The sequence below is a fragment of the Nocardioides sp. genome (assembly GCF_041600255.1).
Classification (GTDB): domain Bacteria; phylum Actinomycetota; class Actinomycetes; order Propionibacteriales; family Nocardioidaceae; genus Nocardioides.
The window spans coordinates 1-15,884 of the sequence record NZ_JBFIKK010000004.1; the positions used below are offsets into that span (position 1 = coordinate 1).

Genomic DNA, 15,884 nt, shown 5'->3' on the forward strand with positions numbered 1-15,884 from the left:
GCCGCGGTCAGGAGGACCGCGGCGACGAGACGAGAGATCGCACGCATGATCAGCGGACCCAGAAACCCTTGCGGTTCGTGCGGTTGGCGAACTGGCCGACCACCTTGATCTTCGCCCTGCCCGTGTCGCCCAGCACCCGGAAGGTCGAGACAAAACGGCCGGCCGGGCCGGCGTGACCCCGATCGACCCGCTGGCCCCGGAAGCGGACGGTGACTTTCTCGCCGGCCTCGAGGCCGCGGATCCTCACGGTCTGACGCTTGCCTGCCGCAACGCGCTGCTTCTGCAGGGTGATGGGCAGCTTCCTGGCCGCCAGCACCGTGGTGCCGACCGTCACGGGTGCCGCGCCGAGCCGGGTCAGGGTGTAGTTGCGGCGGGTGGTGCGGGCGGGAGCCTTGATCTCGTAGGCGGCGGAGTCCTCACCGACGAGGAGGTCGCGCAGGCCGGGACCCCGCAGGCAGGCCTGTTCACCCTCGGCCAACCCACTCACGGAGAGGGAGTAGCTGCCCTGGCTGAACCTTCGCGGTCCGTCGACGCGGACGTCGCCCATCGGCTGCTTCGAGGAGAGCCACTGCAGTGCGGGGAGCGCCTGGGCGGACGCTCGACGCCACTGGTCCTGGGCCTCGACGGTGATCCCGTCGACCTCGCCGGCGCTGCGACCGGCGTCGTCGTAGGCGATGGCGCCCAGGTCGTGGCGCAGGGCATTGGGCCGGCAGGCGTCGGCGGTGCCCGCCTGGCGCTCGACCACCCAGTCGGCGGCGTCGGCCGCCGCCTGGTCGTGGCCGGCCAGCCCGAACGCCCAGCCGGCGAGCCCGGTCGAGTTGGTGTTGGCGACCTCGCCGTCACCGCTGCCCAGCGAACCGTCCTCGGCCTGCTGGCTCTCCAGCCAGTTCAGCGCGGTCGCCACCCGGGGCGCCACGTCCAGGTCGTCGGCCTGCGGCAGCAGGGCGCGAACCGCGATCGCGGTCGCGTCGATGCTGGCCGGCGCCCCGGCCGTGTCGCACGTGCCCTGCGCGGCGTCCGCTGCCGGCAGGTAGAGCCGGAAGTAGCCCGCCGCGCACTGCTGGCGGAGCAGGAAGTCGGTGGCCGGGTCGGTCAGCTCGCTGCCGGCGGCGTCGAGGCCCTCGACGGCGTACGCCTGCCCGATCACGTTGGCGTAGTCGCCCCAGGCCGAGCGGTCCTTGATCCGTCCCGCGGCGTCTCCCTCGGCGACGACCAGCGACTCCAGGCGAGAGACCAGGTCCACCCCGCCGAACGTCGTCGGGTCGACCTCGGCCACCTGGGCCAGCAACAGCGCCTTGGCGGTGGACCCGGCGTACGCCTCGCCCTCGCCGTCGCCGATGTAGCCCCTCAGCGTGTCAGGGTCGTCGACGGCCCCGGCCACGACCGCAACCGACTCGTCGTCGCCGACCGCGTCCAGACCCAACGCGGCATCCACGGTCAGTCCGACGTCGGTGAAGGTGTACTGCTCGTTGACCAGGAGGCCGTTGGTGAGCTGACCGCTCAGCCACCCGGCGGCCCCGGCGACCGGGGCGCTCTCCAGGGCTCCGACCCGTGCCTCGGAGTAGGCACCGGCCGTCGGCGCGGTGACCGCCAGGGTGGAGAGGGCGAGTGCCGGGGTCGCGGCCCAGAGGGCGGCCCGGCGCAGGGACGTACGCATCGATGTTTCCTTCCCGCTGCAACAGCGGGAAGCCCTGGGGCCTTTCCCCAGGTGCCACCCGCTGCTTGTCCTCGACAGCGTGTGATCAGGACGTCTCGCATCGGGTGCTCCGGCTCGCCCCCTCGATCGCTCGAGTGGACCTACGGTTGCGGGTCAGCGCCGGACTTCGACCGGCTTTCCCCAGAGGCAGACGTGATGAGTGTGCGGGCGCAGCGTAGCAATCCGGCGCCCACCTGTGCGCCGCGGGCGTCCCCGTCCCGAGGGCTGGTCCGGCAACCGGCTGGCCGGGTGCCTACGACGCCGCCTGCCTGCGGGCCCGTTTCCTGGCCTTCCGGCCGGGATCGGCCGGCGGCTCCTTGAACAACCGCTGGATCCAGGTGTTGTAGCGGCGCACGGTCGAGCGTCCGAAGAGCATCAGCGTCACGTCGTCGCTGACCAGCGCCTTCGGCGTCCAGTTCGCCGAGCCGGTGAGCGTGACCCAGGCCGCGGGGTCCCCGCGGTGGACGCCGTTGATCGTCATCACCTTGGTGTGCAGGTAGCGGTCGGAGGCGCCGTCGCCGTCGAGGTCCTGCACGATCTGGCGCAGGGAGACCTTGCCCGGCCTGCCCAGCCGCAGCACCCGACGTACGACGGTGCCCATCACGGCGTAGATCACCTGGACGTCGCAGCCGCGTACCTGCATCTGCCGGATCCGCCGGGCGATCCGGATCCCCCGCTCACCGAGCCAGGAGGTCATGGCGATCCGGACCTTGGTGCGGCCGTCGGTGCCGTGCCGCGCGCCGGCGCACACGGTCTTGTTGAGCTCCTTGAGCACCGGGTCGACCACGGTGCGCCTGCCCACGTAGGGAAAGACCGAGAGTGCCAGCGACCCGAAGTCACGCGAGCGGTAGCCCTGGCGGACCGGCTGGTCGCGATACATCTCCCGAAAGGTGGTGAGGAACTCGCGGTAGACCTTCCTGCGCCCGCGCACGGTGACCAGGTCGTTCCACTGGCGATGGGCCGCGACGTCGGTGGCGTTGAAGGAGCCGTTCATCACCACCCAGCGAGCTCCGCCCGAGCGGCTGAAGAGGTAGAACTTCGAGTGCGCGATGCCCTTGGTGCCCCGGCATGAGGCGGCGCAGGCGACCACCCGGCTACGACGCGAGACCGGACGCTGACCGTTGTGGGCGCCATGCAGGCCCCGCCGGAGCAGGCGGATGGACCCGTTCGGGTGACGCTCGCCGGCGTTGCCGGCGGACAGGATCAGCCGGACGACCACGTTGCGTCGGTGAGCGCGGATCAGCGCCGCGGCCAGCTCCCGACTGCGGAAGTTCCAGCTCGCGATCCGGATGCGCCCGCGCGGTGGGGTGCTGTCGATCGACCTGATCAGGTGATCGGTGATCGCGCGCCGCTGCGCCGGGTCCCCGAGCGGGTCGTTGATGACGACACCGCGCGGTGGGGTGTAGCCACCGACCTGGGCGCCGGCGGGGGCTGCGCCGCCGATCGTCAGCGCGGCGACCAGCACCACCGCGCTGAGCCGTCGACGTGGTGCTCGATCTGGTCGTCCATGCATGAGCGGCATCCCCCCGAATGACCGTCGCGTGGAGCTGTGCTCTCCCGAGCACGCGAGGACCGTAACAACCGGTCCAGACCAGCGGAGGGTGCAACGCCGAGAGACCGATCAGTCGGGCTGGATGTTGGCGTACGGGTCCACCGGGCCGGCGGCGCGGCGCTCGGCCGAGACCGGGCGGCTGCGCGGCGGGTTGCGGAACCAGCGGTCCATCCAGGTGTTGTAGCGGCCCACCAGCTTGCGACCCTGGATCTTCATCACGGCCTCGTCGCTGGCCAGCGCGGCCGGCGACCAGTTGGCGGAGCCGTTGATCGTCACCCAGGCGGCCCGGTCGCCGCGGTGGCGGCCGTTGATCGTCATCACCTTGGTGTGCAGGTAGCGGTCGTAGACCCCGTCGCCGTTGAAGTCCTGGACGATCTGGCGCATCGGGACCGGACGGCGGCCCTCCTTGCGCAGGATCCGAAGGACCTCGTTGCCCATCACCGCGTAGATGATCTTCACGTCGCAGCCACGGTTCTGCATCTGGCGCAGGCGGCTGGCGATGTTGATCCCGCGCTGGCCGTGCCAGGAGGTCATCGCGATCCGGATCCTGGTGCGACCGTTCGTGCCGTACCTCGCGCCGGAGCACCGGGTCTTGGCGAGCTCCTTGAGGATCGGAGCGCGTCGGGTCTTCTTGCCCGTGTAGGGGTACATCATCGTCTTGATCTTGCCGAGCCGCTCGGCCCGGTAGCCCTGCTTGACCCGCTTGTCCCGGAACATCTGCCGGAAGGTCTCGCGGAACTCGCGGTAGACCTTCGTGCGCCCCACCGTCGTGTAGACGTCGTTCCACTGGTGGCTGGCGGCCAGGTCGGTGAGGTTGAAGGAGCCGTTGATCACCACGTGCCGGGCCTTGCCGGCCTTGCTGAACAGGAAGAACTTGGAGTGGGCGATGCCGCTCCTGCCCCGGCACGAGCGCACGCACTTGCTCAGGCCGCTGCGCCGCGACTCGGACCTCTTGGCGTTGCCGGAGCGCTGCAGCGCCCGCTCGAGTCGGTCGATGCCGACGTTGCGGTTCTCCGGGTTCGCGTTGCCGCGCGAGAGGATCACCCGGACCGTGACGTCGCGCTTGTGAGCGCGGACCAGTGCATCGATGGCGTCGTCGCTGCGGATGTTCCAGCTGGCCACCCGGATCTTGGACCCGCCGCGCGAGGCGTCGATCGAGCGCAGGATGTGGCGGGTGATCGCGCGCCGCTCACCGAAGTCCCCGAGCGGGTTGTTCGTCGTCACCCCCGGCGACGGCGTGTAGCGCTTCGCGGAGGCGGGAGCCGCGAGGGCTCCCAGGCCGACCGCGAGGACGGTCACCAGGACGAGCACGGAGGACAGCGGACGGCGGGGCGGAACGGGCATGCTGGGCGGAACTCCCGGGGGACGGTTGCGAGGTGGACGGCGCTCACGGCGCTCGTCCACCGTAACAACCGGACTGGACCGGTTCGACGAGGAACCCCGGACCCGGGTGGACCCGGGACGGCGGAACCGGATCAGGCGAGCTTCTCCAGGATCAGCTCGCGCACCCGGGCCGCGTCGGCCTGTCCCCGCATCTCCTTCATCACCGCGCCGATCAGCGCGCCGGCGGCCGCGACCTTGCCGTCGCGGATCTTGTCGGCCACGTCCGGGTTCGCGGCGATCGCGTTGTCGACCGCTGCCCCGAGCGCCCCGTCGTCGGAGACGATCGCGAGGCCGCGGGCGGCGACGATCTCGTCGGGCGTGCCCTCACCGGCCAGCAGGCCGTCGAAGACCTGACGGGCCAGCTTGTCGTTGATGCTGCCCTCCTCGACCAGGGCCTGCACCCGGGCCACCTGCACCGGCGTCACACCCAGCGCCGCGATGTCCACCCCGGAGTCGTTCGCCCGACGCGCCATCTCGGAGAGCCACCACTTGCGCGCGGCCTGCGGGGCGGCGCCACAGGCGATCGTCTCCTCGACCAGTCCGAGCGCACCCGCCCCGACGGTGTCGCGCATCTCGAGGTCGGAGAAGCCCCAGGCTGCCTGGAGCCGCGCCAGCTTCTCGCGCGGGGGCTCGGGCAGGGTGGCCCGCAGCTCCTCGACCCACTCGCGCGACGGCGCCACCGGCACCAGGTCGGGCTCGGGGAAGTAGCGGTAGTCGTCGGCGTCCGACTTCTCGCGGCCGCTGGTGGTGACCCCGGTGTCCTCGTGCCAGTGCCGGGTCTCCTGCAGGATCTGTGCGCCGCTGCGGAGCACGGCCGCGTGGCGCTGCATCTCGTAGCGGACCGCACGCTCGACCGAGCGCAGCGAGTTGACGTTCTTGGTCTCCGTCCGGGTGCCCAGGGCGCCGGAGTCCTTGGCGGCCAGCGAGAGGTTCACGTCGGCCCGGATCGAGCCCTGGTCCATCCGGGCGTCCGAGACGCCGAGCGCGACGATCAGCTCACGCAGCTGGGCGACGTACGCCTTGGCGATGGCGGGCGCCTTCTCCCGGGTGCCCATGATCGGCTTGGTGACGATCTCGATCAGCGGGATGCCGGCGCGGTTGTAGTCGACCAGCGAGTAGTCGGCCCCGTGGATGCGGCCGGTGACGCCGCCCACGTGCAGCGACTTGCCGGTGTCCTCCTCCATGTGGGCGCGCTCGATCTCCACGCGGAAGGTCTCACCCTCGACCTCGACGTCCATCCAGCCCTCGAAGGCGATCGGTTCGTCGTACTGGGAGGTCTGGAAGTTCTTCGGCATGTCCGGGTAGAAGTAGTTCTTCCGGGCGAAGCGGCACCACTCGGCGATCTCGCAGTTGAGCGCGAGACCGATCCGGATCGCCGACTCGACGGCCTTGCGGTTGACGACCGGCATCGCGCCGGGCAACCCCAGGCAGGTCGGGCAGACCTGGGTGTTCGGCTCGGCGCCGAACTCGGTCGGGCAGCCGCAGAACATCTTGGTGTGGGTGTTCAGCTCGACGTGGACCTCGAGGCCCATCGCCGGGTCGTACTCGGCCAGGACGTCGTCCCAGGCCACGATCTCGGTGTCACGGTGGTCGAGCGCGCTCATGAGGGAGCTCCTTCGAGGGCAGGCGCCTTGTCGAGCAGCGGTCCGCCCCACTCGGCAGCCAGCGCCGCCTCGTGGGCGGCGCCGACGCGGTAGAGGCGGTCGTCGGCGAGTGCCGGGGCCAGGATCTGGAAACCGGCGGGCAGGCCGTCCTCGTCCGCGAGCCCGCTCGGCACCGAGATGCCGGGCACACCGGCGAGGTTGGCCGGGATGGTGGCGAGGTCGTTGAGGTACATCGCCATCGGGTCGTCGAGCTTCTCGCCGAGCTTGAACGCCGTGGTGGGCGCGGTCGGCGAGACCAGGACGTCCGCCTGGGCGAACGCCGCCTCGAAGTCCCGGCTGATCAGCGTCCGGACCTTCTGGGCCTGCCCGTAGTAGGCGTCGTAGTAGCCGCTGGAGAGGGCGTAGGTACCCAGGATGATCCGGCGCTTCACCTCGTCGCCGAAGCCGGCGTCGCGGCTGGCCCGCATGACGTCCTCCGCGCTGGGGTTGTCGATGTGCTCGGGCAGCACCCGCAGGCCGTAACGCATCGCGTCGAACTTCGCGAGGTTGCTGGAGGCCTCGGCCGGCAGGATCAGGTAGTAGGCGGCCAGGGCGTGCACGAAGTTCGGGCAGGAGACCTCGACGATCTCCGCGCCGGCCTTGACCAGCAGCGCCAGGGACTCCTCGAACCGGGCCAGCACGCCGGGCTGGTAGCCCCCGCCGCCGAGCTCGGTGACGACACCGACCCGGACCCCGCTCAGGTCGCCGGCGGCACCGAGACGGGCCGCCTCCACCAGGGCGGGCAGCGGCTGGTCGACGCTGGTCGAGTCCATCGGGTCGTGACCGCCGATGACCTCGTGCAGCAACGCCGAGTCCAGCACCGTGCGGGTCACCGGGCCGGCCTGGTCGAGGGAGTTGGCCAGCGCGACGAGGCCGTAGCGGGAGACGCCGCCGTAGGTCGGCTTCACACCCACGGTGCCGGTCACGGCGCCGGGCTGGCGGATCGAGCCGCCGGTGTCGGTGCCGATCGCCAGCGGCGCCTCGAAGGCCGCCACGGCGGCGGCCGAGCCACCGCCCGAGCCACCGGGGATCCGGTCGAGGTCCCAGGGGTTGTGGGTCGGCCCGTAGGCGGAGTGCTCGGTGGAGGAGCCCATCGCGAACTCGTCCATGTTGGTCTTGCCCAGGATCGGCAGCCCGGCGAGCTTGAGCCGGGCGACCACGGTCGCGTCGTACGGCGGGATCCAGCCCTCCAGGATCCTGCTGCCGCACGTGGTGGGCAGCCCCTCGGTCGCGAGCACGTCCTTGACCGCGATCGGTACGCCGTCCAGCGGGGAGGCGAGGGTGCCCGCGGCGCGCCGGGCATCCGAGGCAGCGGCCTGGGCCAGCGCACCGTCGGCGTCGACGTGCAGGAAGGCGTGGATGCTGCCGTCGACGGCGGCGATCCGGTCCAGGTGCGCCTGGGTGAGCTCCACGGAGGTCACCTCGCCGGCGGCGAGCGCCTCGACGAGGGCGGAGGCGGGAAGTCTGGTCCAGTCGGTCACTGCTCGTCCCCCAGGATCCGCGGTACGGCGAAGCGCTGCTGCTCCTGGGCGGGCGCGCCCGAGAGCGCCTGCTCCGCGCTCAGCCCCGGCCGGATGACGTCCTCGCGGAAGACGTTGGTCAGCGGCAGGGCGTGCGAGGTCGGCGGGATGTCGTCGGCCGCGACCGCTCCGATCGAGGCCACCGACTCCAGGATCACGGACAGCTGGGGGGCCAGGTGGTCGAGCTCGGCGTCGTCGAGATCGATCCGCGCGAGGTTCGCCAGATGCGCGACCTCGGCCCGGGTGATCTCGACGCGGTCGCTCGGCGACGCGCTCGATGCGGGGTTCTCAGGCATGGCGCCATCCTAGGAGGCGCCTACCGCGCTCCCACCCTCGCCTCCACCACCCCTGCGGGTGAACGTGACCCCCCATTGAGCGCGAGAGGACCTACTCTGGAACCAACAGCGTGCGGAACACCGTCTCGTACGCGCCGACAACGGAGGAGACGGGTGCCCACCACGGTGCGTGAACGCCAGGCGAGGCTCCTCGCCGACTCACGGTCCGCCGAGGCCCGGGCACGACTGGCACAGGCTGTCAGCCGTGCCGAGTTCCTGCTTCGCCTCTCCCGCACCGTCTCGGCCATCCAGAACCCCCAACGGGCCCTCGAGGCGCTGGTCGCCCTCCTGCTCGACGAGATGGTCGACGTCGCCCAGGTCGTCGTACGAGCGGGGAGCTGGCAGCTGATCTGCGGCGCGGTCACCGGCCAGGACCCGACCTGTTCGGCCCAACGTAGCCCCGAGGACGCTCCCCTCGGCCTGGACGACGTCCTCCGCCGGGGCATGTACGAGGAGGTCGTGCTCCCGCCGGCCGGCCGGGCCCGACGAACCGCCCTCGAGCGGCTCCTCGAGGCCGACCTGGTGGACGAGGTGGACCAGCTGCGGGCCGAAGAGCTGGCGATCCTGCCGCTGACCGCACGGGGTCGGACCTTCGGCCTGTTGGTGCTGGGTCGGTCCCCCGGCTACACCTTCTCGGGCTCCCACTCCTTCCTCACCGACCTGGCCGATCGGGTCGCCGTGGGGGTCGACGCCACCCTCGTCGTGGCCGAGAGCCGACACGTCGCCAACGTGCTGCGCGCCTCACTGGCCCCGGTGGACCCGCCGGTGGTGGCAGGTCTCGACCTGGCGACGTACTACCGGGTGGCTCACCAGTCCGAAGCACTGGGCGGCGACTTCCTCGACGTCCACGGCCCTGACGACGACCTGCTGCTGCTGTGTGGCGACGTGGCCGGCAAGGGCGTGGAGGCGGCCGTGCACGCCAAGCGCATCCGCAACGCGACCCGGACGGCGTCCGTCGTCGACCGCTCTCCGGGCGCCATCCTGCGACTGGTCAACCGCGTCCTGGTCGCGGAGGCCAGCAGGTTCGACGAGGGCCTGGCCACCGCCGTCTGTGCGCGACTGCGCCCCGGCGACGGGGGGCTCGACGTGGACATCGCCAACGCGGGACACCCGCACGCCCTGGTCATCCGTTCCGACGGCGCCGTCGAGACGGTGCCCACCTGGGGCGTCGCTCTGGCCCTGCTCGAGGAGAGCGAGTATCCGGAGACCTCGGCCCGCCTGCGAGCCGGCGACACCCTGATGCTCTACAGCGACGGCGTCACCCACGCGCGGGGAGCCGACGGTCTCTTCGGCGACAAGCGCCTGCTCGATCACCTGTCCCACCTGGGAGGCCTTCCGGCGCAGGCGATCGTGGAGTCGGTCGCGGTCGCGGTCTCCGAGCACGTCGGGGACCGCCAGCACGACGACATCGCCATCCTGGCTGCTCGGTACCGGCCGGTGACCTCGTGACCGCCGTCCTGGACGGCGAGTTCGCCGACTACTGGTCGGCGATCGTGGCCAGTGACGACCACCGCGCCGCCGATGTCGCGCTCGCCGCGGTCGGACGAGGTGTGTCCGTGGAAGCGGCCCTGATGGGTCTGGTCGTGGCCAGCCAGGTGCGGGTCGGCGAGCTGTGGGAGGCCAACGAGTGGTCGGTTCCCCGCGAGCACGCCTCCAGCGCGGTGAACGAGCACGTCGTACGACGGCTGTGCCAGGACGTCATCGGGGATCCGGCCGGCCCCCTGCTGCTGGTGGCCTGCGCCGAGCGCGAGTGGCATGCGCTGCCGGCTCTGGTGATCACCCAGCTGTTGGCTCTGCACGGCGCCCGGGCCGAGTACCTGGGCCCCAACACCTCGCGGGACCACATCGTGGCCGGGATCCTGGACCGCGGACCCCGCGCCGTGCTGCTGAGCGCTTCGATGAGCTCCTCGCTCCCCCGGGTGCGGCGCCAGATCGAGGCGGTCCGCGGCACCGGGACCCCGGTCATCGTGGGCGGTGCGGCGTTCGACCGGGCCGGTCAACGCGCCCGGTGGCTGGGCGCGACCGGATGCGCCACCACGGCGTCCGAGGCACTCGAGCTGGTCGAGCGGCTGCCCCGCCACGTCCCCCCGGCACCCACGCTGCGCCACCCGGGCGCGGCCGAGGCCAGGGACGTCCAGATCGCTGCCGAGACACTGACTCGTTCGGTGACCCGCGTAGTCGACAGCGCCCTGGGCCTCACCGATGGCGGCGAGGCCGCGGGCTCTCCCGACGACTGGCGGGTGGTGCTGGCCACCTCCATCCCGATGGTGGTGGACTGCGTCGCCGGCGGACTCCTGACCGACGACGCGAGCATCCTCACCGAGAGCCGGGACTGGTTGCGCAGTGTGATGGACTCCCGCGATGCCCCTGCGGAGACCACCTCCCTGGTCTGGACGGCGCTGGCCCGTCAACTACGTGACCACCCCGAGGCGACCCGGCTGATCGCCCTGACCTGAAAGCCCACGCTGACCTGCCACTTGTGGTTGCTGTCGGAGCGCTGACCTGCCACTTGTGGTTGCTCCGAACAACCACAAGTGGCAGGTCAGCGTTGTTCTGGCAACCACAAGTGGCAGGTCACGTCAGAGGGCGTCCGGGCCGCCGGCGAGGAGGGCGGTGAACGCCGCCTCGTCCAGGATCGGTACGCCGAGCGCCTCGGCCTTGTCGGCCTTCGACCCGGGGCTCTCCCCCACCACGACGTAGTCGGTCTTCTTCGACACCGACCCCGACGCCTTCCCCCCGCGGGACAGGATCGCCTCCTTGGCCCCGTCACGGCTGTAGCCCTCCAGCGAGCCGGTGACGACGATGGTCAGCCCCTCCAGGGTGCGCGGGGTGGACTCGTCCCGCTCGTCGGCCATCGTGATGCCGGCCCGCTCCCAGGCGTCCACGATCGCGACGTGCCAGTCCACGCCGAACCACTCGACGACCGCCTCGGCGATCGTCGGACCGACGCCGTCCGCCGCGGCCAGCTGCTCCAGGCCGGCCTCCCGGATCGCTGCCATCGAGCCGAACTCGGTCGCCAGGGCTCGCGCGGCGGTCGGGCCGACGTGCCGGATCGACAGCGCCACCAGGACCCGCCACAACGGGACGTCCTTGGCCTTGTCCAGGTTGTCCAGGAGCCGCTGCCCGTTGGCGGAGAGCACGGGAGCATCCCCCTCCCCCTTCTTCGGCGCCCGCGTGAAGAGATCGGTACGTCGCAGCGCGGCCTCGTCGAGGTCGAAGACGTCACCCTCGTTCGCGATCACGCCGGCCTCCAGCAGCGCGACCGCGGCCTCGTAGCCCAGGCCCTCGATGTCGAAGGCACCACGACCGGAGACGTGGAAGACCCGCTCCCGCACCTGCGCCGGACACGCCCGGTGGTTGGGGCAGCGCAGGTCCTTGTCACCCTCCTTCTGCTGCACCAACGAGGTGCCGCAGGAGGGGCACTCGCTCGGCATCACCCACGCGGCCAGCCCCTCGGGGCGCAGCGCCAGCACCGGGCCGACGATCTCCGGGATCACGTCGCCGGCCTTGCGCAGCACCACCGTGTCGCCGGGCCGGACGTCCTTGCGCCTGACCTCGTGGCCGTTGTGCAGCGTCGCCATCTCGACCGTGGAGCCCGCCACCCGGGTCGGCTCCATCCGTCCGTACGGCGTGACCCGCCCGGTGCGCCCGGTGTTCACCTCGATGGCGAGCAACTTGGCGTTGACCTCCTCGGGCGGGTACTTGAACGCGATCGCCCAGCGCGGCGCCCGGCTGGTCGACCCGAGCCGGCGTTGCAGCGACACGTCGTCGACCTTGACCACCACGCCGTCGATCTCGTGCTCGACGTCATGGCGGTGCTCGCCGTGGTACTCGATGAACTCCTGGACCTCGGCCAGCGAGTCCAGCACGCGCACCCGCTCCGAGATCGGCAGACCCCAGGCCCGCAGGGCGTCGTACGCCGAGGACTGCGACGTCGGCTCGAAGCCCTCCCGGGCGCCGATCCCGTGGCAGACCATGCCCAGGGCGCGGGTGGCGGTGACCCGGGGGTCCTTCTGGCGCAGCGACCCGGCCGCGGCGTTGCGCGGGTTGGCGAAGACGGGCTTGCCGGCCTCGGTCATCGCGACGTTGAGCCGCTCGAAGGCCTCGCCGGGCAGGAAGACCTCGCCGCGCACCTCGACCAGCGCGGGCACCGGGACGTCGTCCGAGGGCATCAGGCGGTGCGGCACGCCCGTGATCGTCTTGACGTTGGGCGTCACGTCCTCGCCGGTGCGGCCGTCGCCGCGCGTCAGCGCACGCACCAGCCGGCCGTCCTCGTAGAGCAGGTTGATCGCGAGGCCGTCCACCTTGAGCTCGCAGAGCAGCGCCGGGTCCTCCACCCCGTCGCGCGCCAGTCGAGCGTGCCAGGCGGCCAGCTCGTCGAAGGAGAAGGCGTTGTCCAGGCTCTCCATCCGCTGCAGGTGGTCGACCGGGGTGAACTCGGTGGAGACCGCTCCGCCGACCTTCTGGGTGGGCGAGTCGGGGGTGCGGAGCTCGGGCACCTCCTCCTCGAGCTGCTCGAGGCGCCGCATCCGCTGGTCGAAGTCGGCGTCGGAGATCGTGGGGTCGTCGAGGACGTAGTAGCGCCAGCGCGCCTCCTCGATCTCCTCGGCCAGGAGACGGTGCTCGTTGCGTCGTTCCAGCCACAGGTTCGACCCGGGCTCCAGCGTCGCGCTCATGGGCACATCTTGCCGGGTGCCACCGACGTTCGATCCGGCCAGGTCTGGGTAGGACCCATCCGTCGGGGCGCCCGCTCCGAACACACCCACGTGGGATCGCAGATGAAGTCGCAGACCGACCCGACGAGCCAGCTCGTGACCGGGCCCTCGCTGACGCGCCACGATGCCCCGGGCCAGCCCCGGGGCGTGGTGCTGATGCTGCACGGCGGCAAGGAGACGTCGACGCAACCCGTCGACGGCCGCAGTGCATCGTGGCGACGGTCCTGGGCGATGCAGCGCACGATCACCCCCCGCGCCCACACCGCGGGGGTCAGTACGTGGCTGCTGCGCTATCGCGAGCGGGGCTGGAACGGCTCGGGCGCTGTCCCCATCGAGGATGCACGCTGGGCGCTCGAGGAGGTACGACGCGAGCTGGGCGACCTGCCCGTCGTACTCCTCGGGCACTCCATGGGCGCCCGGACGTCGGCCCACGTGGCCGACGACCCCTCGGTCGTCGGGGTGGTCGCGCTGGCTCCGTGGTTTCCCCCCGACGAGCGGGTGGGCGCCCTGGCCGGCAAGCACCTGGTGGCGGCCCATGGTCGCCGTGACCGGATCACCTCGCCGCGCGCCACGGCGTACTTCGTGGAGCGGGCGAAGCCGATCGCCGCCTCGGCCCGCCTCGAGGACATGGGCGAGACGGGGCACTACATGCTGCGACGCACGACCGCCTGGAACGACATGGCCGTCTCGTCCAGCCTGGCCCTGCTCGACTGAGGCCCACGCCACACCGAAAATCGCTTGGCGGCGCCCCCTCTCCCCCTCTAGGGTCGATGGACGAAACGAAACCGTTTCGTTTCATCGGTTCTCGAGGAGCGTCATGTCGAACCCCACCGACCCGCCGGTCACCCGGCCGCGCGTCGAGGGCGACCGCGAGCTGCAGGTGCTGCAGGCGACGCTCGGCATCCTCTCCGACGTCGGCTACGACCGGCTGACCCTGGACGCCGTGGCCGCGCGAGCCCGCGCCTCGAAGGCGACCCTCTACCGACGCTGGAACGGCAAGGTCAGCCTGGTCATCGACGCGCTGCTGACGATGCAGGCGCTGAGCGACGTGCCGGACACCGGGTCCCTGCGCGGCGACCTGCTCGCGTCCTACTGCGGCCCGGGCGGGCTCACCGACGCGTCCTCGGTGGCGACCTTCGCCTGCGTGGTCACGGCCCTGTCCAGCGACCCCGAGTTCGCCGAGGCGTTCCGCCGCGACGTGGTCGGCCCGAAGCGCGCCACCACCCGCGCGATCTTCGAGCAGGCCCGCGTCCGCGGGGAGCTCCGAGCCGACCTCGACCTCGACCTGGTGGCCTCGGCGCTGGCCGGCATCGTGCTGCACCGCTCCTACGTGCTCGGCGAGGTCCCGGACACCGCCCTGATCACCCGGGTGATCGACCAGATCATCCTGCCCGCCGCCCTGGCGACCCCGACCCCCCGTTGAAGACCAGAAGGACACCCCCCATGACCGACCTCCGGACCGAGCAGCGCGCTCCCGGCCAGCACGCGCACCTGGGCTGGGCCCTGGTGCTGATCTCGATCGCCCAGCTGATGGTGGTGCTGGACGGCACGATCGCCAACATCGCCCTGCCGTTCATCAAGCGCGACCTCGGCTTCAGCGACGCCGGCCTGCCCTGGGTGGTCACCGGCTACGCCCTGGTCTTCGGCGGCCTGCTGCTGCTCGGTGGACGCCTCGGTGACCTCTACGGCCGTCGCCGGGTGTTCACCCTCGGGCTGGTCGTCTTCGCCGTGGCCTCGCTGCTCGGCGGCGTCGCCACCACCGAACCCCTGCTGCTGGCCGCCCGCGGCCTGCAGGGCCTGGGCGCCGCCCTCGCCTCCCCCGCCGCGCTCGCGCTGATCACCACGACGTTCCCGGCCGGCCCCCAGCGCAACCGCGCCTTCGCCGTGTACGCCGCGATGTCCGGCGCCGGCGCGGCGGTCGGCCTGCTGCTCGGCGGCTGGTTGACCGGGCTGAGCCCGGACCTGCTCGGCCTGACCGTCGAGGGGTGGCGCCTCACGTTCCTGATCAACACGCCCATCGGTCTGGTGGCCGCGGCCCTGGCCCCGCGCTTCCTCGCGGAGTCGGAGTCCCACCCCGGCGAGCTCGACATCCCCGGCGCCCTGACCGGCACCCTGGGTCTGCTCGGCGTGGTCTTCGGTCTCTCCCGGGCCGCCACCCACGGCTGGACCGAGACCTGGACGGTGACCACCCTGGTCGGCGGGGTGGCCCTGCTGGGCCTCTTCGCGATGATCGAGCTGCGCGCCGAGCACCCGCTGCTGCCGTTCCGGATCTTCGCCAGCCGGACCCGGGCCGCCAGCTTCGGGGCGATGATGCTGCTGCCTGCCGCGATGTTCGCGATGTTCTTCTACCTCAGCCAGTACATCCAGGGCGTGATGGGGTACAGCCCGCTCCAGGCCGGCCTGGCGTTCCTGCCCTTCTCGGGCGGCCTCATCCTGGCGGCCGGTTTCTCCTCGAGCCTGGTCAGCCGGGTCGACCCGCGCTACCTGGCCGGCACCGGCACCCTGATGGCCGCGATCTCGCTGTACGGCTTCTCCCGGATCCCCCACGACACGACATTCCCGGTCGTCGCCGTGCAGGCCGGCTACCTGACCGACATCCTGCCGTTCATCGTGCTGATGTCGATCGGCATGGGGATGACCTTCGTGCCGGTCACCCTGACCGCCGTGCACCACGTCCGCGCCGAGGACTCCGGCATCGGCTCGGGCGTGCTGAACACCATGCAGCAGGTGGGCGGCGCGCTCGGCCTGGCCACCCTGAGCACGGTGGCGCTGCGCACCATCGAGACCTCCCGCGAGGCCGTCTCGGCAGCGGCCCAGCAGGCGGCTCAGCTGCCGGGCGCCCCGATCCCGACCGCTGCCCAGCAGCAGGCGATGGAGATCGTGATCGGCCAGCAGATCTTCGCCGACGGCGCGACCAGCGCCTTCCTCGTCGGCGCGGGGATGGCCCTGCTCGGCTCGCTGGTGATCTGGGTCTTCCTGAACGTCAAGCACACCGAGCTGGCCACGGACGGCCCGGAGGTCGTCGGCGTGCACTGACCGC

Annotated in this window: 12 protein-coding genes and 1 riboswitch; of the genes, 5 read left to right on the forward strand and 7 right to left on the reverse strand. The window is 71.7% G+C overall.

Translation table 11 applies throughout. The features are described from left to right. Window positions 1–49: 49 nt before the first annotated feature. From ABZE72_RS00905 to gatC, 6 genes are all read right to left on the reverse strand, one after another. Window positions 50–1,657 carry a prenyltransferase/squalene oxidase repeat-containing protein gene (locus tag ABZE72_RS00905; protein WP_372727126.1) on the reverse strand — a complete coding sequence of 536 codons (1,608 nt, stop codon included), beginning with the start codon at window positions 1,655–1,657 and terminating at the stop codon, window positions 50–52. Window positions 1,658–1,759: 102 nt separating this feature from the next. Next, window positions 1,760–1,838: riboswitch (cobalamin riboswitch) on the reverse strand. Between the two features lie 111 nt (window positions 1,839–1,949). Continuing rightward, a complete protein-coding gene (locus ABZE72_RS00910; RefSeq protein WP_372727127.1) occupies window positions 1,950–3,209 on the reverse strand; it encodes a phospholipase D-like domain-containing protein in 1,260 nt (419 codons plus the stop codon). Between the two features lie 108 nt (window positions 3,210–3,317). Next, on the reverse strand, window positions 3,318–4,592 hold the full coding sequence (locus ABZE72_RS00915; RefSeq protein WP_372727128.1) for a phosphatidylserine/phosphatidylglycerophosphate/cardiolipin synthase family protein: 1,275 nt from the start codon (window positions 4,590–4,592) through the stop codon (window positions 3,318–3,320). Window positions 4,593–4,723: 131 nt separating this feature from the next. Continuing rightward, complete coding sequence (gene gatB / locus ABZE72_RS00920; RefSeq protein ID WP_372727129.1) at window positions 4,724–6,235, reverse strand: Asp-tRNA(Asn)/Glu-tRNA(Gln) amidotransferase subunit GatB; 1,512 nt, start codon at window positions 6,233–6,235, stop codon at window positions 4,724–4,726. Then, window positions 6,232–7,755 carry an Asp-tRNA(Asn)/Glu-tRNA(Gln) amidotransferase subunit GatA gene (gene gatA, locus ABZE72_RS00925; RefSeq protein ID WP_372727130.1) on the reverse strand — a complete coding sequence of 508 codons (1,524 nt, stop codon included), beginning with the start codon at window positions 7,753–7,755 and terminating at the stop codon, window positions 6,232–6,234. Before gatA ends, gatB begins: the two co-directional genes overlap by 4 nt. Continuing rightward, window positions 7,752–8,090: an Asp-tRNA(Asn)/Glu-tRNA(Gln) amidotransferase subunit GatC gene (gatC, locus tag ABZE72_RS00930; protein WP_372727131.1), complete on the reverse strand. Its 339-nt coding sequence runs from the start codon at window positions 8,088–8,090 to the stop codon at window positions 7,752–7,754. Before gatC ends, gatA begins: the two co-directional genes overlap by 4 nt. A 153-nt stretch (window positions 8,091–8,243) precedes the next feature. On the opposite strand from gatC, the gene ABZE72_RS00935 reads away from it, so the two are divergent. Beyond that, on the forward strand, window positions 8,244–9,578 hold the full coding sequence (locus ABZE72_RS00935; RefSeq protein WP_372727132.1) for a PP2C family protein-serine/threonine phosphatase: 1,335 nt from the start codon (window positions 8,244–8,246) through the stop codon (window positions 9,576–9,578). Continuing rightward, entirely contained in the window at window positions 9,575–10,585 is a 1,011-nt protein-coding gene (locus ABZE72_RS00940; protein ID WP_372727133.1) for a B12-binding domain-containing protein, read from the forward strand. Before ABZE72_RS00935 ends, ABZE72_RS00940 begins: the two co-directional genes overlap by 4 nt. A 123-nt stretch (window positions 10,586–10,708) precedes the next feature. Here ABZE72_RS00940 and ligA read toward each other — a convergent pair whose 3' ends face one another. Beyond that, window positions 10,709–12,805: an NAD-dependent DNA ligase LigA gene (gene ligA, locus ABZE72_RS00945; RefSeq protein WP_372727134.1), complete on the reverse strand. Its 2,097-nt coding sequence runs from the start codon at window positions 12,803–12,805 to the stop codon at window positions 10,709–10,711. Between the two features lie 102 nt (window positions 12,806–12,907). On the opposite strand from ligA, the gene ABZE72_RS00950 reads away from it, so the two are divergent. From ABZE72_RS00950 to ABZE72_RS00960, 3 genes are all read left to right on the forward strand, one after another. Continuing rightward, window positions 12,908–13,558, forward strand: a complete 651-nt coding sequence (locus ABZE72_RS00950; protein WP_372727135.1) for an alpha/beta hydrolase — start codon at window positions 12,908–12,910, stop codon at window positions 13,556–13,558. 103 nt (window positions 13,559–13,661) lie between these two features. After that, entirely contained in the window at window positions 13,662–14,267 is a 606-nt protein-coding gene (locus tag ABZE72_RS00955) for a TetR/AcrR family transcriptional regulator (RefSeq protein ID WP_372727136.1), read from the forward strand. A gap of 20 nt (window positions 14,268–14,287) precedes the next feature. After that, entirely contained in the window at window positions 14,288–15,880 is a 1,593-nt protein-coding gene (locus tag ABZE72_RS00960; RefSeq protein WP_372727137.1) for an MFS transporter, read from the forward strand. Window positions 15,881–15,884: the final 4 nt, after the last annotated feature.